16 protein-coding genes are annotated in these 20,389 nt (G+C 72.1%); 4 read left to right on the plus strand and 12 right to left on the minus strand.

The features are described from left to right. Nucleotides 1–3: 3 nt before the first annotated feature. From ACQRWP_RS13090 to ACQRWP_RS13130, 9 genes are all read right to left on the minus strand, one after another. On the minus strand, nt 4–2,826 hold the full coding sequence (locus tag ACQRWP_RS13090) for an AAA family ATPase (protein ID WP_430502494.1): 2,823 nt from the start codon (nt 2,824–2,826) through the stop codon (nt 4–6). Nucleotides 2,827–2,890: 64 nt separating this feature from the next. Then, the gene (locus ACQRWP_RS13095; protein WP_430502495.1) at nt 2,891–3,502 is read right to left on the minus strand and encodes a TetR/AcrR family transcriptional regulator; all 612 of its coding nucleotides are present in this window, start codon (nt 3,500–3,502) and stop codon (nt 2,891–2,893) included. A 94-nt stretch (nt 3,503–3,596) separates the two neighbouring features. Beyond that, the gene (locus ACQRWP_RS13100) at nt 3,597–4,364 is read right to left on the minus strand and encodes an SDR family oxidoreductase (protein ID WP_430502496.1); all 768 of its coding nucleotides are present in this window, start codon (nt 4,362–4,364) and stop codon (nt 3,597–3,599) included. A gap of 141 nt (nt 4,365–4,505) precedes the next feature. Further along, complete coding sequence (locus ACQRWP_RS13105) at nt 4,506–5,792, minus strand: ABC transporter substrate-binding protein (protein WP_430502497.1); 1,287 nt, start codon at nt 5,790–5,792, stop codon at nt 4,506–4,508. An 85-nt stretch (nt 5,793–5,877) separates the two neighbouring features. Further along, nucleotides 5,878–6,990: a branched-chain amino acid ABC transporter permease gene (locus ACQRWP_RS13110; RefSeq protein ID WP_430502498.1), complete on the minus strand. Its 1,113-nt coding sequence runs from the start codon at nt 6,988–6,990 to the stop codon at nt 5,878–5,880. Then, a complete protein-coding gene (locus ACQRWP_RS13115; RefSeq protein WP_430502499.1) occupies nt 6,987–7,865 on the minus strand; it encodes a branched-chain amino acid ABC transporter permease in 879 nt (292 codons plus the stop codon). Before ACQRWP_RS13115 ends, ACQRWP_RS13110 begins: the two co-directional genes overlap by 4 nt. 33 nt (nt 7,866–7,898) lie before the next feature. After that, nucleotides 7,899–8,621: an ABC transporter ATP-binding protein gene (locus ACQRWP_RS13120; RefSeq protein WP_112672860.1), complete on the minus strand. Its 723-nt coding sequence runs from the start codon at nt 8,619–8,621 to the stop codon at nt 7,899–7,901. Then, complete coding sequence (locus tag ACQRWP_RS13125) at nt 8,618–9,412, minus strand: ABC transporter ATP-binding protein (RefSeq protein WP_430502500.1); 795 nt, start codon at nt 9,410–9,412, stop codon at nt 8,618–8,620. The genes ACQRWP_RS13120 and ACQRWP_RS13125 overlap by 4 nt, the downstream gene beginning before the upstream one ends. A gap of 135 nt (nt 9,413–9,547) precedes the next feature. Then, complete coding sequence (locus ACQRWP_RS13130; RefSeq protein WP_430502501.1) at nt 9,548–10,447, minus strand: alpha/beta hydrolase family protein; 900 nt, start codon at nt 10,445–10,447, stop codon at nt 9,548–9,550. A gap of 184 nt (nt 10,448–10,631) precedes the next feature. Between ACQRWP_RS13130 and ACQRWP_RS13135 the strand changes: the two genes are divergently transcribed. Further along, entirely contained in the window at nt 10,632–12,893 is a 2,262-nt protein-coding gene (locus ACQRWP_RS13135) for a catalase (protein WP_430502502.1), read from the plus strand. A gap of 65 nt (nt 12,894–12,958) precedes the next feature. Here ACQRWP_RS13135 and ACQRWP_RS13140 read toward each other — a convergent pair whose 3' ends face one another. From ACQRWP_RS13140 to ACQRWP_RS13150, 3 genes are all read right to left on the minus strand, one after another. Further along, nucleotides 12,959–15,001 carry a serine/threonine protein kinase gene (locus tag ACQRWP_RS13140; RefSeq protein ID WP_430503195.1) on the minus strand — a complete coding sequence of 681 codons (2,043 nt, stop codon included), beginning with the start codon at nt 14,999–15,001 and terminating at the stop codon, nt 12,959–12,961. Nucleotides 15,002–15,193: 192 nt separating this feature from the next. Next, entirely contained in the window at nt 15,194–16,066 is an 873-nt protein-coding gene (locus ACQRWP_RS13145) for an LLM class F420-dependent oxidoreductase (protein WP_430502503.1), read from the minus strand. Between the two features lie 111 nt (nt 16,067–16,177). Next, complete coding sequence (locus ACQRWP_RS13150; RefSeq protein WP_430503196.1) at nt 16,178–16,831, minus strand: CatB-related O-acetyltransferase; 654 nt, start codon at nt 16,829–16,831, stop codon at nt 16,178–16,180. Between the two features lie 341 nt (nt 16,832–17,172). Between ACQRWP_RS13150 and ACQRWP_RS13155 the strand changes: the two genes are divergently transcribed. Genes ACQRWP_RS13155 through ACQRWP_RS13165 form a run of 3 tightly spaced genes read left to right on the plus strand, consistent with a single transcriptional unit; the run spans nt 17,173 to nt 20,374 of the window. Then, nucleotides 17,173–18,216: an acyltransferase family protein gene (locus tag ACQRWP_RS13155; protein WP_430502504.1), complete on the plus strand. Its 1,044-nt coding sequence runs from the start codon at nt 17,173–17,175 to the stop codon at nt 18,214–18,216. After that, entirely contained in the window at nt 18,213–19,355 is a 1,143-nt protein-coding gene (gene alr / locus ACQRWP_RS13160) for an alanine racemase (protein ID WP_430502505.1), read from the plus strand. The genes ACQRWP_RS13155 and alr overlap by 4 nt, the downstream gene beginning before the upstream one ends. Next, the gene (locus ACQRWP_RS13165; RefSeq protein WP_430502506.1) at nt 19,352–20,374 is read left to right on the plus strand and encodes a D-alanine--D-alanine ligase family protein; all 1,023 of its coding nucleotides are present in this window, start codon (nt 19,352–19,354) and stop codon (nt 20,372–20,374) included. Before alr ends, ACQRWP_RS13165 begins: the two co-directional genes overlap by 4 nt. Nucleotides 20,375–20,389 lie beyond the last annotated feature (15 nt).

Raw genomic sequence — 20,389 nt, forward strand, 5'->3', positions numbered from 1 at the left:
CGCTCACCGGTCCGAGGCCAGACCGACGTGCCGTTCGGCGGTGAACGCACGGGCCAGCTCCGTCCGCGAACGGATGCCCAGCCGGTGGAACACGTTGCGCAGGTGGTGATCGACGGTGCGGGTGGAGAGGAACATCCGGGCGGCGATCTCCCGGTTGGTGGCGCCCTCGGCGACCAGCTCGGCGATCCGCAGTTGCTGGCCGGTCAACAACCGCGCCGCGGGCAGGTCCGGCGGACCGATCGACTCCCCGGCCGCCCGCAGCTCCGTGGTGGCCTGCTCGGCCCAGCACTCCACTCCGAGCAGGCTGAACATCTCGCGGGCCTGGTGCAGGTGCGTCCGCGCGTCGCGAGGGCGTCGACTCCGGCGCAGCTCCTGGCCGAAGAGCAGTTCGGTGCGGGCCCGCTCGAACGTGCCGGCCTCCGTCGGGTGCAGGCGCAGCGCCGTCTGGAAGTCCCGTTCCGCCTCGGCGCCGCCGCGAGGGGCGAGCAGTGCGTGGCACCGCGCGGACAGGGCCCGGCGCAGTGGGCTCGCGGTGCTGCTGGCCCACCTGTCGAACGCGGCGAGCGCGGCCGTCGCCGCCGGCCGGTGCGCCAGGTGCGCCGCCGCCTCCACCAGGTACGGGGTGGCCATCACCTGCACGAGGACCTGACCTCGACGTGTGCCGATCCGGGCCAGCGAGGCCAGCCGGTCTGCGGCCTCGGCGTGCCGACCGTCGACCAGGTCGAGCACCGCCAGGGCCCAGGCGGCGAGCGCGTGCGGGCGGCTGCCCGGCGTCGGCGACTCGCCGATCTCGCGGATCCGCCGCAGGCTGGTGTCCCGGTCGGCGCGGATCGCGGCGAGGACGGCGAGCATTCCTAGATGGACGTTGGCGCAGTTGACCTGCCCGGTGGCCCGGGCGACGCGCAGCCCGTCGCGGGAGGTCTCCGCTGCCGCCTCGTGTCGACCCAGCCAGTACTCGGCGACCGCCCGCAGTTCCAACGCCCGCGACAGCATCGACAGCTCGCCCCGTTCCCGGGCCAGCTCGACGGCGCGTTCGGCGAGCCGGTGGGCCGCGCCGTCCACGGCCACCAGCAATCCGGCCGCCGCGGCGCAACTGAGCGCGGTGGGGGTCAACGCCCAACCGGTCAGCCGGCCGCCCAGCACCACGGCGCGGCGCAGCGCGGGCCCGGCGCGCTCGTGGTCGCCTCGCAGGGTCGCCGCCACCCCGGCGATCAGACAGTCCATGACCTCCAGGGCCGGCGGGTCGTTCGGGCGCCGCAACGCCAGCGCCCGGCGGCCGACCTCGGCGTATCGGTACTGGTCGCCGGTGAAGCAGACCGCCTCGCCGGCCCGCACCAGCCCGGTCAACGCCAGGGCGCGGTCGGTGCCGTCCACCGCCGTGGCGGAGGCCAGCAGCGTGGCCGAGGCGTTCGACGCGGTGCCGCAGCGCAGCTCCAGCTCACCGCGGAGCAGGTCGGCGCGACCCCGGACGACCGGGTCCACGCAGAACGCGCGGAGGCGGTCGAGCAGCAGCCGGGCCTCGTCGGGTTGTCCCCCGGCCCAGGCGTACCGGGCGGCGGTCAGCAGACGGGTGGCGGTCAGCCTCGGATGGTCGCTCAGCTCGGCGGCCCACCGTAGGGCCACCGAGGCGGCGGCCCAGCCGTCGGATCCGCCCACCGCCGCCTGCTCCAGCTCGGCGGCGAGGGCCGGATCGGCACCCGCCGTCGCGGCGGCGAGGTGCATCGCCCGGCGCAGCCGCTGCCCGTCCGCGACCAGCACCTCGGCGAGCAGTCGGTGCGCCGCCCGGCGCTCCGCGAGCGGGGCGCTGGCCGCGATCATCGTGCGCACCAGCGGCTGCGGGAAGGTGACGCCGCGTTGCTCGACGCGGACCAGGCCGGCGACCTCCGCCGGGGCGAGCGCCTCGACCTCGGCGCCGGCGGCCGCCGCGGCCCGGATCAGCGTGCCTGGCTCGCCGTCCTCGTCGAGCGCGGCGAGCAGCAGCACCCGTCGGGTCTCCGGGGGCAGCCGGTCCAGCCGGGCGCGGTACGCGCGACCCAGCGCTCCGTCCGCCGGCGGTGCGGCGGGCAGCGACTCCTCGCCCCGCCACTGACCCGCCGTGAGCACCTCGGCGAGGTCCACCAGGGCCTGCGGGTTGCCGCCGCCGATCGCGGCCAACGCGGTCAGGGCCGACGCTGCGGCCCGGTCGGGGAGCCGGTCGAGGCCCTCGCGCTCGGTCAGCCGATCGAGCCGGTCGGTGAGGACGGCGCTGCTCTCGTGCTCGGTCAGCGGGCGCAGTCGGTGCGCCGGTATCCCGTCGAGGTTGGCGGTGACGTCCGCGGTGAGCAGGACGGCGAGCGGCAGGTGCCGCAGTCGGCGGGCCACGAACGCCAGCACCTGCGCGGTCTGCGGGTCACCTCGGTCGATGTCGTCCATGGTGGCGAGCAACGGCCGGTCCCGGGCGGCGGCGGCGAGCAGCCCGAGCACCGCCATCGACAGGGTCAGTTGCCGGTCGGCCGGGCAGCTCTCCCCGGCCAGTGCGCGCCGCAGCAGTTGGCGCTGCTCGCCGGGGAGCGCGGCGGCCCGGTCGAGCACCGGGTCGACCAGACGTTGCAGGCCGGCGTACGGCAGGGCGGCCTCTTCGGCGAGCCCGCTGCCGGCGAGCACGGTGCAGCCCTCGGCGTGCCGATGGGCGTAGCCGACCAGCGCCGTCCGGCCCGATCCGGGCTCTCCGCGCAACAACAGGGCACCGCCGGCGTTGGTCATGCCGTCGAGCAGGCTCCGGACAGCCCGGCACTCGTCGTCCCGGCCACGCAGCACGGTTAGTTGCACTCTTGATGCAGTAACCATGCCTGCCAGTGTTACCCATCGGAAACCGAATGGAAAGAGGGGGCGATATCGGGCCGGGCCGGAATCAGTCGGGCGCGACCTCGGCCAGCAGGGCGCCCACGGTCCGGGCCATCACCGCGCGGGCCTGGTCCACGCCCAGGCCGAGCCCGTAGCGCAGCATCGACCAGGCCTGCCACGTGCTCGCCGCCACCAGGGCGTTGAGCAACTGCTCCCGCCCCGGCCCGGCCTCGGCCAGCTCGACGGCGAAGAGCGCCTCGGCCTCGTCGCGGACCCGTTCGATGTGCTTGAGACGGTTGCGGTGCAGCTGTTCGGAGACCGGCTCACGCATCTGGGCGGCCCGCGCCGACGGCGCGATGAGCTGGAGCAGCCGAGCCCGCTGCCGGCAGTACGCGTCGACCCGCTTCGCCAACGGCAGCCCGGGTGAGATCGGCCGGTAGGCGGCGTCCTGCTGGCGGAGCACTTCCGCGCCGCTGGCCTCGAAGAGCGTCTCCATGTCCTTGAAGTTGGTCCAGAGGGTGCGCAGCGAGATGCCGGCCCGTTCGGCGATGCGTTCCCCGGTCGGACGCAGGTCGCCCTCGGAGATGAGCGCGAGGTGCGCCTCGACGATGGCCGCGCGGGTCCGCTCGGCGCGGGCGGTGCGCCCGTCGACCCGGCCCGCCACATCGACCCCGTCCATCCGCCCTCGCCCCCTCACCGCCACGGCGTCCCCCGACGCACCGCCGAGTCTAGACAGCCGTTGATCAGCGGCTCCGGACGCTCCGCCGACGTCGTCATCCGGCCTGGCCGGTCAGCGAGACGCCGCCGTCGCAGACGATGGTCTGCCCGGTGATCCAACTGGCGTCGTCGGAGGCCAGGAAGGCGACCGCGCCCGCCACGTCCGACGGCAGACCGAGACGCCCGAGCGGATACCGCGCGGCGACCTCGGCCTCCCGCCCGTCGTAGAGGGCGGCGGCGAAGCGGGTCTTCACCACGCCGGGAGCGACCGCGTTGACCCGGACCGTCGGCCCCAGCTCCACGGCGAGGCTGGCGGTGAGGTGGTTGAGCGCGGCCTTGCTGACCCCGTAGCAGGCGATGCCGGGCGACGGGCCGAGCCCGGCGATCGACGAGACGTTGACGACGCAGCCGCCGCGCTCGGTCATGCCGGCGGCGCAGACCTCCTGCACCCAGCCCAGCGCGGCGACCACGTTCACGTCGAGGATCTTGCGGGCCGCGGCGAGGTCGAGCTCGACCAGCGGGCCGTGCACCGGGTTGATGCCGGTGTTGTTCACCAGCAGGTTCACCGGCCCGAACGCCGCGCCCACCTGGCCCACCGCGGCGGCCCGGTGCTCGGGATCGTCGGCCCGGCCCGGCACCGCCAGGGCGTGTGCCGGACCGCCGAGGGTGGCGACCGCCTCGGCCAGCCCTTCCGGGCGGCGGGCGGTCAGACCCACCCGCGCGCCTTCGGCGACGAGGCGTTGGGCGATGGCCAGACCGATCCCCCGACTGGCACCGGTGACGATGGCGACCCGGTCCGCGAGTCGGCCCGAATATGCATTCACGGTGCAGATAGTAGGAGCGTCGATCGGTATCGGTCAACGCCTCCCACAATCGGTCGGCAGGCCGCTCCGGCAGCACGCGCGCAGCCGTCCGACCGGGCGTGGTCAGGGGGACCACACCCGGTCGGACGTCGGGGACAGGGCCTAGGAGACGGTCGGCACCCCGTTCGCCGGCGGCGCGGCCGGGGTCGCGGTGTACTCGTTCACCGACCCGTCCGCCTCGTCCGTCTCGTACGCCGGCCCGAAGTAGGTCTGCACTCCCCCGCTCACCCGGCTCAACCGCTGGCCGCCGTACCCGGAGTGGTCCTTGGCGGAGAAGCGCAGCGGCACCAACCCGGGGCCCTGGAATCCGCCCTTCTGCACGGCCTCCAGCACCTTCTCCCGGGTGAGGTCCTTGCCCGCGGCGAGCAGCGTCTGCACGAAGAGGTAGCCGACCGACATGCCGTAGACGGTGTTGCCGTCGAACGGCGCGTCCCCGTTGTGCTCCTTGTTGACCTTCGTGAAGAGCTGGATCCACGGGTTCGCGGTGTCGTTCTGCATCGGCAGGTAGTTGGTGCCGACCATGCCCTCCAGCAGCGGCGCGGCGGCGCCGAGCTGCTTGGCCAGGGTCGGGTGGTCGGCGCCCACGTTGGAGACCAGCCACTGCGGCTTGAAGCCCAGCCGTGCCGCCGTGCCGACGGAGAGCGCGGTGAAGCCGGGCACGGTGGCGAGCACGACGACCTGACAACCGGCCGCCTTGAACGCGCCGATCTGCGGCGCCACGTTGGTGTTGCTGGTGACGTACGTCTGCTTGACCGCCACGGCTGCGGGGCCGAGCACCTTCTCCACGCCGGCCAGGCTGTCCCGGCCGAAGTCGTCGTCCTGACCGAGGAAGCAGACCTTCTGCCCGGCCAGGTTCGCCTTCGCGTAGTTGGCGAGGATCTTGCCCTCGACCGTGTAGTCCGGGTTGAACCCGAACGTGCCCGGATACTTGTCCGGTTGGTCCCAGCTGCGGCTGCCGGAGGCGACGAAGAGGTCGGGCACCCGGTTGCTCTTGAGGAAGTCGAGCACACCGGTGTGCGTCGGCGTGCCCAGACCATTGAGGATGGCGAAGACCTTGTCCTGGAGGACGAGCTGACGGACCACCTGCTGGGTGTTCGCCGGGTTGTAGCCGTCGTCCATGATCTTGTAGGTGATCTTGCGGCCGTGCACTCCGCCGTTGGCGTTGACGTAGTCGAAGTACGCCTTCGTCGCCGGGGCGATCTTCGAGTAGCCGGCCGAGGCCGGCCCGGTCAGCGGCATGTGGGTGCCGACGACGATCTCGGCGTCGGTGACGCCCGGCACCGACGCCCCGCCGGAGCCGGGGCCGTCGTCGCCGCTACAGCCGGCTGCGGTGATGAGCAGGGCAAGGGTGCTGGCGATCGCGAGGCCGCGATGCGCTTTACGGTGCATGGGAAACACCGACCTTTCTCGGTCCGGTTGTCTGTGGGAACGGTGTGGTGGTGGGGCGCCCGGCCGAGGCCGGACCGAGGACAGCTCAGGAACGCCGGGTCGGCCGCCTGGCCAGCAACGCCCGGCCGAGACGCGACAGCAGACCCTGCACACCGCCGGGGGCGGCGATCATGACGACGATCAGGGTGAGTCCGAAGATCGCCAAGGGGAGGTTGCCCTCCAGCCGCTGCGCCACCGCGGGCGAGAGCGTGAGCATCTCGGTCACCGAGTGGGTCAGATCGGGCAGGGCGACCAGCAGGACGGCCCCCCACAACGCGCCGGTCAGTCGACCCAGGCCACCGATCACCACGGCCATCAGCAGGAACAGCGACAGGGTCAGCGAGAACGCCCCGGGTGAGACGCTCTGCGCGAGCACCGCCAGCAGCGCGCCGCCGAGCCCGGCGGTGGCGGCGCTGACCACGAACGCGAGGACCTGGGTGCGGGCCACGTGGATGCCGGCTAGGCGGGCCGCCACCTCGTCGTCGCGGACCGCCCGGAAGGTACGCCCGTACCGGCTGCGGATCAGGTTCGCCAACAGCAGCAACGCGAGCAGGGTGGCCGTGCCGGTGACCCAGAGCTGCCACCGCTCGTACGGGAAGTACGGACCGAGCGAGAGCGGCGGCGGCTCCACCGGCACCGACAGCCCCTGCTCGCCGTTGAACACACCGTCGAAGGTGACCGCCAGCGCCGGCACCACCACGGCCACCGCGAGGGTGACCCCGGCCAGATAGGGGCCGCGCAGCCGGGCCGCGGCCACACCGACCACCGCGCCGACCGCGACAGTGCTGACGATCGCCGCGCCCAGCGACAGCGGCAACAGCCAGCCGCCGGTCATCCCCCGGTCGGCGAACGCGGTCTGGCACAGCGCCACGGTGTACGCCCCGGTGGCCATCAGCGCGCCGTGACCGAGCGACAGTTGACCGTTGAGCCCGGTGAGGACGGTCAGCCCGGCGGTCGCGCAAAGGTAGGCGGCCACGGTGGCGAGCTGGAAGTTGCGGAACGGCTCGACGGCGTAGCTGACCGCCACCAGCAGCAACCCGGCGGCCAGCACCACCGCGAGGTGGCGCAGCAGGGTGGAGCCGCGTCGCCGGTCGACAGGTCGGCCGGCCGGGTCGTCGAGCTGCTGTCTCGGCGGCAGGGCCGCCCTCGTGGCGCTCACACCCGCCTCGCCGCGACCGGGGCGAACAGCCCACCGGGCCGGACCAGCAGCACCGCCAGCAGCAGGACCAGCACCGCGAGCGGGGTGAGGTCACTGCCGGCGTAGCCGCTCACGTAGGAGAGCAGCAGCCCCACCACCAGACCACCGACCACCGCCCCCGGTGGACTGTCCAGACCACCGACCACCGCCGCGGTGAACGCCGAGACGAACACCAGGTCCATCGCGTGCGGGTGCAGGCCCAGCTCGGTCGGCAGGACCAGCATGGCGGCCAGCGCGCCCACCCCGGAGGCGAGCGCCCAGCCGAGGGTCAGCATCCCACCGACGTTGACCCCGAGCAGCCGCGAGACCTCCGGAGCGAAGGCCGCCGCGCGCATCCGCAACCCCACCGGGGTACGGGCGAACATCCAGGCCAGGCCGCTGACCACCACGCCGATCGTGGCGAAGACGAACAGGTCGTACGGGGACAGCACGGCGACCCCGCCCACGGTGAGGGCGGACCGGCTGAACGGGGCCTCGGCGGGGCGGAACTCGCTGCCGTAGACCATGCCGAGCACGGCCTGGATCAGCAGCACCAGCCCGAGCGCGACGATCACCGGGTTGAGCGGTGACGCGTGATCGACGTGCCGCATCACCACCCGGTCCACCAGCGCACCGAGCAACAGGCCGGCGACGATCGCGACCACGAAGCCCAGCCAGTAGGAGCCGGTCGTGGTGCTGACGGTGTAGGCGACGTACGCGGCGGCGACGGCCATCGCCCCCTGGGCGAAGTTGACGACCCGCGCCGCCCGCCAGATGAGCACCAGGGCCAGCGCGAACGCGGCGTACACCGCGCCCCGGGACAAGCCGTCGACGGTGAGGAAGACGAAGCGGTCCAACAGTCCTCCCTCCGGGGGACGAGGTGGTGGTGGTCAGAAACCGAGGTACGCGTGGCGCAGGTCGACGTCGTCACGTAGCTGCACCGCCGGGGCGGCGATCACCACCCGACCGAGGGACATCACGACGCCCTGGTCGGCGACGGCGAGCGCGCTGCGCACGTTCTGCTCGACCAGCAGGACGGTCAGGCCCGTGCGGTCGCGCAGTTGGCGGAGCAGGGCCATGGTCCGGGCGACCACCCGTGGCGCCAGGCCGAGCGACGGCTCGTCCAGCAGCAGCAGACGAGGTCGGCCGACCAGGGCCCGACCGAGCGCGAGCATCTGCCGCTCACCACCGGAGAGCTGGTGACCGAGGTGCCGGCGGCGTCGGGCCAGCGGCTCGAAGAGCTGGTAGACCTCGTCGAGGGCCCGCCCCGCGTCGGCCCGGTCACGCCGCCACAACCCGCCCAGCCGCAGGTTCTCGTCGACGGTCAGCTCGCTGATCACGCCCCGGCCCTCCGGGACGTGCGCCATGCCACGTCGGACGAGCTGCTCCACCGGCGTACCGCGAAGGTCCTCCCCGGCCAGCAGGACCTGGCCGGCGGCCGGGCGGATCATGCCGGAGAGCGCGCGCAGGAGAGTGGTCTTGCCGGCGCCGTTGGCGCCGACGACAGCGGCGATGGTGCCGGCCGGGACGGTGAGGTCGATGGCCCGCAACACGGGCGCGGCGCCGTAACCGGCGACCAGCCCCCGCACGACGAGCAGGTCGGTGCCGCTCATGGGGACACCTCTTCCTCTTCCTCGACGGTGGCACCGAGGTACGCGTCGGTGACCGCGGGGTCGTCGCGGATCTCGTCCGGGGTGCCGGCGGCGATGACCCGGCCGAAGTCGAGCACCACGAGCTCGTCGCAGACGGCCATCACCAGGTCCATGTGGTGCTCGACCAGGAGCACGGCACAGGGGTCGGTGTCCCGCCCGGGCAGTTGCCGGACCAGCTCCGCCAGCTCGGCGATGTCGTCCGCACCGAGGCCACCGGCCGGCTCGTCGAGCAGGAGCAGCCGGGGCCGAGCGGCGAGCGCGCGGGCCAGGGCGACCCGCTGGCGTACGGCGAAGGGCAGGGTGGTCGGTGCGGCCTCCGCGTGCTCGGCGATGCCCAGCTCGTCGAGGATGGCCAGGGCGTCCCCGCGGAGCCGGCGCTCGTCGCGGTCGCTGGCCGGCAGACCGAGCAGCGCCGGGACAAAGCCGGCACGGGCGGTGTGCGAAGCGCCGGTCATCACGTTCTCCAGCACGCTCAGCCCGGCGAAGAGCCCGGTGCCCTGCAAGGTCCGGGCGATGCCGAGCCGGGTCAGCCGGTGCGGCCGTGGCCGCAGCGGCCGGCCGTCGAGGGTGAGTGAACCCGTCTCCGGTGCGACGAAGCCGCAGATCACGTTGAACAGCGTGGTCTTGCCGGCGCCGTTGGGCCCGATGACGCCCACCACCCGGTCGGGTGGCACCCGCAGGGACACGTCGTCGAGGGCTGTGAGGCCGCCGAAACGGACGCCGATGTGGTGCAGTTCGAGGCCGCGCTCCATCACCCATCCCTCTGTCGTGGCGGGTGTTTATTTACACTCGCAGTGTACGTTTCTCGGGTTTGGCGTCAAGACCTTCAATCCCCTGCACGCACACGGACGGGGCGGCCGCCAGCGGCGACCGCCCCGTGACCGCCGTCAGGCGCTGGGACAGGTGTTGCGGTACTCCTCGATCTGCGAACCGCTCGGGCCGGGGCAGAGGAACTGCTCGTAGCGGGTGTCGTCGTCGACGAACCGCTTCAACCAGGCCACCATCTGCCGCGCGGTCGGCGTGTTCGTGGTCTGCGGGAAGAAGTGGCTCGCCCCGTTCAGCTCCAGGTACGCCTTCTCGGCGGAGGCCGGGATGCTGTTGTAGAAGGGCACCGAGTGCGACGAGACCGGCGCGACGCTGTCGCTCTCCCCACCGATGATCAGCGTGGGCACCCGCAGCTCGGACCAGCTCTTGTCCAGGTTCCACGGCGCCAGCGGCACCGCGGCCTGCAACGAGGGTCGCGACGAGGCCGCCTCCAGGCTGCCCCCGCCACCCATGGAGTGGCCGGCCACCGCGAGTCGACTGCTGTCGATCCGAGTGCGCACCGAGCTGCGCTGGGTGAGGTAGTCCAGCGCGGCGAGCAGCTGCCGGCCCCGGCTGTCCGGCTGGTCCAGCCGACTGTTGGTCTCGATGCCGATCACCACGAAGCCGTGCGAGGCGATGCGCGGTCCGAGCCAGCTGATGCTGGACCAGGCGGCGGTGTAACCGGGCGAGATGGCGATGGCGCCGAAGGTGCCCTCGCTGGTGCTGGTCGGGTAGTAGATGACGCCGCCGCCGAAGCCGGTGACGCTCAGCGAAGACACGCTCTGCGAGGACGTCGCGAACGGGCCGCGGCTGGCTTCCAGGATCGCGGTGGTCGGGGCGGGGCCCCGCTCGTAGGGGCCGGCGGCCTGGGCGGCGCCGGACGATCCGGCCAGGACGCCGCCGGCGGCCAGGACGGCGGCCAGCGCAAATCGGGTGGCACGGGCTGCGACGGAACGGGGACGGGTGGTGGTCGGTGAGGACACGTCGGGCACTCCCTAAAGTCGAGGGATATCGACGTGTGTCAGTTTTGGCCGCTCCGCCGATCCCGGCATCGGCGAAATCACCAGTCCCGGCGCAGGATGGCGAGGCGAGTTGTGTTTCGACCCTCTGACCAGGGGTAGCAGGGCAGGCGCCGGCCCGCACACGCGCCATGGAGAGGTTCATTCAGTGGATTCCAGCAAGCCCGCCGAGGCGGTCAAGAACGCAGTGAAGACCGCCTCAGGAAAGATCGCCGACGCCCTCACCCCGGATGTCCCCGGTGCGCCGGGAAGCGCGCCACCGCCCCTCGAGGAGCCGACGACTCCGCACGACCCGCTGCCGCCGAAGCCGGAACAGGGTGCGCCGCAGACGCGCACGCCGACCGGCGCGGAGACCGGCGCACCGACGATCGCGAACGGTCAGCAGGGTGCCTACCTCACGACCGCGAACGGGGCGCGGCTGCGCGACACCGACCACTCGCTCAAGGCCGGCCCGCGCGGCCCGGTCCTCCTGCAGGACCACCACCTACGCGAGAAGATCACGCACTTCGACCACGAGCGCATTCCGGAGCGCGTGGTGCACGCCCGGGGCGCCGGCGCGCACGGTGTGTTCACCGCGTACGGCACCGCCGAGGCGGTCACCAGGGCCGGCTTCCTCAAGAAGGGGCGCGAGACCGACGTCTTCGTCAGGTTCTCCACCGTGCTCGGTTCGCGGGGTTCGGCCGACACGGTCCGCGACACCCGCGGCTTCGCCACGAAGTTCTACACCGACGAGGGCACCTTCGACCTGGTCGGGAACAACATGCCGGTCTTCTTCATCCAGGACGCGATCAAGTTCCCGGACATCATCCACGCCGCCAAGCCGCACCCCGACCGGGAGATCCCGCAGGCGCAGAGCGCCCACGACACCTTCTGGGACTTCGTGTCGCTGCACACCGAGGCGCAGCACCACACCATCTGGAACATGTCCGACCGGGGCATCCCGCGCTCCTACCGGACGATGGAGGGCTTCGGTGTGCACACATTCCGCCTCGTCAACGAGGCCGGGGAGACGGTGCTGGCCAAGTTCCACTGGAAGCCGAAGCTGGGCGTGCACTCGCTGACCTGGGAGGAGGCGCAACTGCTCGGCGGCATGGACCCGGACTTCCACCGCCGCGACCTCTACGACGCCATCGAGGCCGGCGCGTACCCCGAGTGGGAGCTGGGCATCCAGGTCTTTCCGGACACTCCCGAGGAGACCTTCGCCGGCATCGACCTGCTCGACCCGACGAAGATCGTGCCGGAGGAGCTGGCCGAGGTGCAGCCGATCGGGAAGCTGGTGCTCAACCGGACGCCCACGAACTTCTTCGCCGAGACCGAACAGGTCGCCTTCCACCTCGGACACCTGCCCCCGGGCATCGACGTCACGAACGACCCGCTGCTGCAGGGCCGGCTCTTCTCGTACCTCGACACGCAGCTCACCCGGCTGGGCGGGCCGAACTTCACGCAGATCCCGATCAACCGCCCGCACGCCGCCGTGAACGACATGCTGCGCGACGGCTTCCACCAGCACGCCGTGCACGCGGGCGTTGCGCCGTACCGACCGAACTCGCTCGACGGCGGCAACCCGTTCCCCGCCGGGGACGCCGAGCACGCCTTCGTCGACCTGCCGGTCACGGTCGCGCAGGCACCGAAGGTACGCGCTAACCCGGCGTCGTTCGACGACCACTACAGCCAGGTCCGCCTGTTCTGGCTGAGCATGTCGCCGGTCGAGAAGGAGCACATCATCCGGGCGTACACCTTCGAGCTGGGCAAGTGTTACCACCAGGCGATCAAGGAGCGTCAGCTGCAGAGCCTCGCCAACATCGACCCGGTGCTGTGCGAGCAGGTCGCCACCGGCCTGGGCCTGCCCGCGCCGCAGCCGACCGTGCCGATCGCCGACGTCACGCCCAGCGCGGCGCTGTCGCAGGTCGGTCGGGAGTGGCCGAGTGACGGCCGCATCGTCGGGATCGTCGTCGACCCCGACGGCGACCTGGACGACGTCGACGAGGTCCGCCGGGCCGTGTTCGACGCCGGCATGGTGCCGCTGCTGATCGCCCCGCACGGCGGCATGGTGGGAGACCTGCCGGTGCAGCGCACCTTCGCCACCGGCCGGTCGGTCGAGTTCGACGCGGTCCTGCTGGCCGGAGCGCCGGCACCCGCCCCGGATGCCCGGCCCGCCCGCGACGACAAGGCGGGCCGGCCGGGCCCGGCAACGGTGGACCCCCGCGTGCTGCTGCTCGTCGAGGAGTGCTGGCGGCACGCCAAGGCGATCGGCGCCTGGGGCGCCGGCGTCACCGTGCTGGAGCAGACCGGCGTCGCCGGCACCCCGGGCGTCGTGGCGGCGGGCTCGGGCGCCGAGGCGCTGACGGCGGTGCAGCAGTTGATGGCCGCGCACCGGGTGTGGGAACGGTTCCCCGCCGCGGTCGCCTGACCCAACCACCGACGAGGGCCGTCCTCCGCACCACCGGGAGGGCGGCCCTCGTCGGTGTCCTGGCGCTATCGCCGGGTCCACTGAAGATGGCTCGTGCCGGCGCTACAGCTGCGCTGCTCGATCACCGCGCCGTTCGCGGTGCTCTGGCCGACAGTACCCAGACACAGTCCGCTGTGGGCGTTGACGAGCTGCCGGGCCTCGTTCAGGGTGAACTGTTGCGCCGGGGTCGTGTTGCAGGTGGTGAGCTGGATCGCCGCCCCGGCGTCGCTGGACGCGCCGAGCACGTCCAGGCAACGCCCACCCAATTGCACGCTCCCGTCCGACCGCATCGCCCAGAGCTGGTGGGAGGCGCGGTCGTCCCGGCAGTCCCAGATCCCGAGCCGGACCGGGTCGGGGGAGTTCGGCGCGCTGACATCCAGGCACCGGTTGCTCGCCACCCCGACGAGCCGGTTGCCCGAGCGCGCCGGGGGCACGCTCGGCGTCGGCGACACTCGACGGTCCGGCGTGGCGGACGGGGTGGCCCCGCCCGCCGGCGACGCCGGCCGGAAGCCCGTGGTGATCTCCCGGAACGCGTCCGCCCCGGCCACCGCCCAGGCGGACTCGGGTGTCAGCCAGGCGATGCTGTAACCCTGACGCTTACCCGTCGTGAAGGTGCGCTGGCGCCCGTGCATCGCGGTACCCGCCTCGCTGGTGTAGACCCACTCCAGGTCGGCGGCCTTGAGCTGGTAGTTGACGGCGAGCAGCTCGACCCGGTGGTAGTCGCGGTACCGCTCGCTCACGGTCGGGCCGCCCAGTTCGGCCAACGGGTCGCTGCGCGGCGAGTCGGTCTGGCTGACGACCAGCATCCGTTCGCCGCCCGGCTCGTGGAGTTCAACCTGGTGGCCGCGCCGGACGATCTGCCAGTCGCGGGGCGCCGGCACGGAGAAGCCGCTGCTGTCCCGGTAGACCGACCACGAGATCGGCCGGAGCACAGCGGTCGTCGGTGCGGCACCGGGCGTCGACGGCGCACCCGGCACGGCGGCGTCCACCAGCTCGGCCCCTCCCCCGTCCGGCTGCGACGCACGGCGGGTGGCCAGCGGGACCCCGACCGCCAGGCCGAGCGCGACCAGGGCAGCGAGGCCACCGAGAAGCCAGGTCCGCCGTCGGCGGGCCGCTCCCGGACGGTCGCCGTCCGCCGTCGTCGCGGCCGACGACCGGTGTACGTCGGGCGCGTCGACCGGATGGGACGTGATCGCCGCTGGTGCGGGCGCGGCGGGCGCCGTACGCCACGTCACCGCGATGGGCGGCCGCGGTGTGCCGTCCAGCGCAGCCCGGAGCAATTGCTCGGCCGCGTCGGCGTCCACCCGCTCGGCCGGGTCCTTGCGCAGCAGGCCGGCCAGCACCGGCGCGAGCGGTCCCGCCCGTCGCGCCGCGGGCGGTGGCTCGGTGACCAGCGCGGTGAGGCTCATCAGACTCGACGGCCGGGCGTACGGCGACTGGCCCTCGACGGCGGCGTACAGGGTCGCGCCGAGCGACCAGAAATCCCCCTCCGGACCCACAGTGCCCCGCATGGCCCGTTCGGGAGAGACGTACGCGGGCGAGCCGAGCACCACACCGCTGAGGGTCAGGTTCACGTCCTCCATGGCGGTGGCCAGGCCGAAGTCGGTGAGCACTATCCGGCCGTCCGCGCCGACGAGGATGTTGGCCGGCTTGACGTCGCGGTGCATGATCCCGGCGCGGTGGGCGGCGCGCAGCGCGCCGAGCACGGCCAGCCCGATCTCGGCCGCCCGCACCGGCGGGACGGGACCGTCGGTGGTGATGGTGTCGTGCAGCGAACGGGACGGCACGTACTCCATCACAATCTGTGGGTCGCCGTCGGCACTCAACAGCACATCGAAGACCCGGACGACGTTGACGTGGTCGAGTTGCGCGATTGCCCGGGCCTCTCGAAGTGACCGGACCCGCAATTCCTGTCGCGCCTCATTGGTCAGGCCGGGGGGCGGAACGATTTCCTTGATGGCGACGTCCCGTTGCAGCATTCGGTCGCGGGCTTTCCACACTCGACCCATTCCGCCCTGGCCGATGAGCTCGACGACGTCATACCGATCGGTAACAAGAAGCGGTAACATCTGCGACACCCGGAGAGGTTACCTGGCACGTCGTCGAACAATTTCCGGCAGTCGAAGCGAACCACCGTATGTGATCCGGCTCATCCCCGCCGGGAGCGTCGTTTGTGGAGCCTAAGACGGTGCGAGCGCACCATTGAGCCACCAGGAACTGGCTTTTTGTTCACAATGGCACCCGCACCAGTCGCGGCGGAATCAGCCGACGTCGGCCAACCGGGGCAGCACCTCGTCACCGAGCCGCTGGGCGAACTCGACCGGGTGTCGATCCGGCGTCACCTGCACCTCGCTCACACCGAGCGCGGCGTACTCGGACACCTCGGCGAGGAACGCGTCGGTGTCGTCCAGCGGCGCCTGGGAGGCGACCACCGTCTTCTCGATGGTGTCGTAGTCGCGGCCCTCGGCGGCGCAGTGCCCGCGCAGCACATCCAGCTTGCGCGCGATGTCGTCGATGCCGCCGCGGCCGAACAGGTTGCAGGCGTCGGCGTACCGGGCCACCAGCAGCAGTGTCTTCTTCTCGCCGCCACCACCGATCATGATGGGCGGGTGCGGGCGGCTCAACGGCTGCGGCGAGTTGATGGTCTCGGCGAGCTGGTAGTGCTTCCCGTTGAACGGGCCGTCGTCGGCACTCCACATCTGACGGCAGATGCGCAGCGTCTCCTCCAACCGCTCGAACCGCTCGGCGACCGGGACGACCGGCACACCCAGCCCGAGCTGCTCCCGCTCGTACCAGGAGGCGCCGATGCCGAGGCGGGCCCGGCCGCCGGAGAGCACGTCGAGGGTCGTCACGGTCTTGGCGAGCAACCCCGGATAGCGGTACATCACGCCGGTGACCAGCACGCCCAGCGTCATCCGCTGAGTCGTGGCCGCGACGTAGCCCAGCGTGGTGTACGCCTCCAGCATCGGCTCCTCGGCCGCGAACACCGCGTCCATCTGGAAGAAGTGGTCCATCACTGTGAACGACTCGACGCCGGCCTGCTCGGCGGTGGCCGCCGTCTGCGCCAGGGTCGGTGCGATCGCGGCCGGGTCGGCCGGGGTCGAGTAGTTCCAGTAGTGCAGCCCGAGCTTCATGTTCGGCACCTCCGCAACGAGCCTAGGGGACGTCTGGCGGCCCCGGTGTCGGTCTGCGGGGGCCGACACTCGAACCCGCTCACCCTTGTCGGTTGGTGCCGGCTTGCCTCCTCAGGTCGACCGATGCTTGGGCGCCACGGCCTCGAGGTCGTCGATGCTGCCGGACATGATCGTGCGAAGGTGCTCGGTGATGTCCTGGGTTGGCCAGTCCCACCAGGCAAGTGCCAGAAGGCGGGCGACGTCTTCCTCGCTGTGGCGGAGGCGGATGAGCCTGGCTGGGTTGCCGCCGACGATGCCGTAATCGGGGACGTCATCGACGACGACGGATCCGGAAGCGATGACCGCTCCGCTGCCGATCTGGACGCCGGGCATCACCATGGCTCGGTATCCGAACCACACGTCGTTGCCAACCACGGTGTCACCCCGTCCGGGCAGGTTGGTGATGAGATCGAAGTGTTCGACCCACGAACCACCCATGATCGGGAACGGAAAGGTCGACGGGCCGTCCATGCGGTGGTTGGCGCCGTTCATGATGAACCGCACGCCCTCGCCGAGCGCGCAGAACTTCCCGATGATCAGCTTCTCCGGCCCGTAGTGGTACAGCACGTTGCGGGCCTCGAAGGCGGTTGGATCATCCGGGTCGTCGTAGTAGGTGAACTCGCCAACCTCGATCAGCGGCGAGGTGACCAGCGGCTTCAGCAGCACCACGCGCGGCTGTTCGGGCATCGGATGCAGCACGCTCGGATCGGCCGGAACACCTGCCATCATGACCTCCACATCGGGCTGCCGAAGGGACGTAACCAAGATCGCAAAGACTCGCCGCACGCTACCACCGCACCCGTCTACACGGAGCGCACTGCCTCGATGTCGCTATCCGGTCCAGGAGCACTGTGCGAATCCCGTTGGAGTACTGGGAACTGCTTGCGACACGGGCCCGGCCGCGTCCATTACCGGATCATGACAATTCGTGGATCACGTGCGGATATCCGGCTGGCAGCTTCTGGTGAGTGATCCAACAGCTGTCTCCCACCGAGTCCTGGTCCGCCGAAACGGGGTCCGACGCGACGCGCGTCCGATTCCGTCACCGACCCAGGGCCACCCCCGCCGTGGGACGCCCACAGCGGGCCGAGTGGGCCGACGCCGCGAAGGGCGTCTGCATCATCCTCGTCGTCCTGTGGCACGTCGTCGTGAAGGACTACCTCCAGATCGACTGGCACATCGGCGTACCGGTGCCGGGCTTCTGGGGAACGCTGGGTGAGCAGTTCCTTCCGCTGCGGATGCCGCTGTTCTTCACCATCTCGGGCGTCTTCGCGGCGAACGCCGCCCAGCGGCCGTGGCGCGTCGTCGCCCGGAGCCGGATCGCCGGGTTCCTCTACCTGTACGCCGTCTGGCTGCTGATCCACACGGTGGTCCTCGCCGCCGCACCGGAACTGCCGACCGACCGCGCCACCTCGGCGCTCGGCCTGCTGGAGCAGCTCACCATCACGCCGTCCAACCTCTGGTACCTGTACGCCCTGGCTCTGTACTTCACGATCGCCAAGGCGACCCGTCGGGTGCCCCGGGCGCTGGTCCTGGTCCCCGCCGCCGCGCTGTCCGCCGTCGCCGCCGCCGGCCTGCTCGACACCCCGGGCAACCGCGCCGGTCTCTACCAGAACCTGGTCTTCTTCCTCGCCGGCCTGTACCTGCGGCCGCAGATCCAGCAGTGGGCCGCCACGGCCAGCCGCCGCCGGCTGTTGCTCACCTCGGGCGGCTACGTCCTGGCGCTCGCCGCGATGGCCGTGACCGGCGCCCAGCAGTGGTTCGGGGTATGGCCGGCGGTCTCCGCGGTGGCAGTGATCTTCGGCATAACCGCAGCTGCCCGGCTGTCCCGGTGGTCGGCGCTCAGCAAACCGCTGGCTAGGCTCGGCCGCATCACCCTGCCGATCTACGTCATTCACATGCCGGTCCTGGCCCTGCTGCACCGGCTGTTGCTCGTACCGGTTTCCGGGTTGGGTGAGTCCGCTCAGGGCCTGATCGTGCTCGGTTATCCGATTCTGCTGAGCGGGCTGGTGATCGGTCTGAGCCTGGCGATTCACCGTGGGCTGCTGGCGGTTCGCGCGGGCTGGCTGTTCGCGCTGCCCGGCACGCCCCGGGTGGAGGCGGCCGGATGAGCGCCCTCGCCGAAGCCCTGGTCGACCTGGACGCGATCGCCAGCAACGTGCGGACGATCGCGTCGGTCACCGGCACCGGACTGATGGCCGTGGTGAAGGCCGACGGGTTCGGCCACGGCGCGGTGCAGGTGGCCCGGGCCGCGCTGCGCGCCGGCGCCACCTGGCTGGGGGTGACCTCGACGGCCGAGGCGCTGACCCTGCGCGAGGCGGGTGTGACCGCGCCCACGTTGAGCTGGCTGCACGGCCCGGATGACGACTTCGGTATGTTGATCAAGGGTGGTGTCGACGTCGGCGTGTCCACGACGACCCACCTGCACGCCGTCGCCGACGCGGCACGGCTGCTCGGCGTTCCGGCGATGGTGCAGCTCAAGGCGGACACCGGGTTGTCCCGCAACGGGGCCGCCGGGGACGACTGGCCCGAGTTGGTCGGTTGGGCCCGCAAGTACGAACGGGAGGGCGGGATCCGGGTGCGCGGGGTGTGGTCCCACCTCGCCGACGCCGACCTGCCGGGCGCCCCCGCGCTCACCCGTCAGGTGGCGATCTTCGAGGAGGCGCTGCGGACCGCACGGTCGGCCGGCCTGGACCCCGATCTCGTTCACCTGGCCAACTCGGCGGCCGCGCTCTCCGCACCGCGGACCCGCTTCGACCTCTGCCGGATCGGGATCGCCCTCTACGGCGTGGACCCGTTCGGCGTGAGCGGTCCGGGCGAGTTCGGGCTGCGCCCCGCGATGACCCTGCGGACGAGGGTGGTCAACGTCAAGCGGGTGCCGGCCGGCACGGGCGTCTCCTACGGGCCCGAGCACGTGACCGGCACACCGACCACGCTGGCGCTGCTGCCGCTCGGCTACGCCGACGGGCTGCCCCGGGCCGCGGGTGGCCGCGCCTCGGTGTGGCTCGCCGGTCGGCGGTGCCCGATCGTCGGGCGCATCGCCATGGACCAGTGCGTGGTCGACGCCGGAGATCTTCCCGTGACGGTCGGCGACCCGGTCGTGGTGTTCGGCCCGGCCGAGGGTGACCACCGCCCTCCGACGGTCGTCGAGTGGGCCCGTTGGGCCGACACCAACCCACACGAGATCTTGACCGGCATCGGGGCCCGAGTGGCCCGCGAGCACCTCCACGGAAGGGCACGGAACTCATGACAACCCGACTGGCAGTGCTGTACGGCGGGCAGAGCGGCGAGCACGACGTGTCCTGCCGCTCGGCGGCGAGCATCCTCGCCCACCTGGACCGTGAGCGGTACCAGGTCATCGAGGTGCTCATCGGCCGCGACGGCGGGTGGCACGTCGGCGGCCGACCGACGCCCCTGCCTGCGGCGTTGCGCGTCCTGCGCGCCCAGGATGTGGTGTTCCCGGCCCTGCACGGCCCGTACGGCGAGGACGGCACCGTGTCGTCGCTGCTGGAATGGCTCGGCGTGCCGTATGTCGGCAACGGCGTCTTCGCCAGCGCCGCCGGCATGGACAAGGGGGTCACCAAGCGGCTCCTCGCGGCGGAGGGCCTGCGGGTCAGCCCGGGGGTGACCCTGCGTCCCGGTGAGGACCTGTCTCCCGAGGACCAGCGTCGGCTGGCGCTGCCGGTCTTCGTCAAGCCGGCCCGGGCCGGGTCGAGCCTGGGCGTCGTCAGGGTGGACGACTGGCCGGGGGTTCCCGCCGCGCTGGAGCAGGCCCGCCGGGTCGACCCGAAGGTGCTCGTCGAGCAGGGGGCGCGGGGACGCGAGATCGACGTGGCCGTCCTCCAGCACCCGGACGGCCGGGTGCAGGCCGGCCCGCCGCTGGAGATCCGGGTGACCGGCGCGGGCTTCTTCGACTACGACGCGAAGTACGACGGCGGGGCGATCTTCCAGATTCCCGCCCCGCTCGACGCGGCGACCACCGAGGTGCTCCAGGACCGTGCGATCCGCGCCTTCCAGGCCCTCGACTGCCGTGGGCTGCTGCGGGTCGATTTCTTCCTGCCCACCGAGGGGTCGCCCGAGCCCATCGTGAACGAGGTCAACACGTTCCCCGGCTTCACCGCCGCGTCCCAGTTCCCGCAGATCTGGCAGCAGGCCGGCATCGGGTTCGCCGCCCTGATCGACATCCTGATCGCCGGCGCGCTGGCCGACCAGGACCACGGCCACCACAGCGGGTTGCCCCGGCAGGCCCGAGCGGTCGACCTGGTGTGAGGCGGTGGTCGGTGC

The organism is Micromonospora trifolii (genome assembly GCF_050516465.1).
GTDB lineage: Bacteria > Actinomycetota > Actinomycetes > Mycobacteriales > Micromonosporaceae > Micromonospora > Micromonospora trifolii.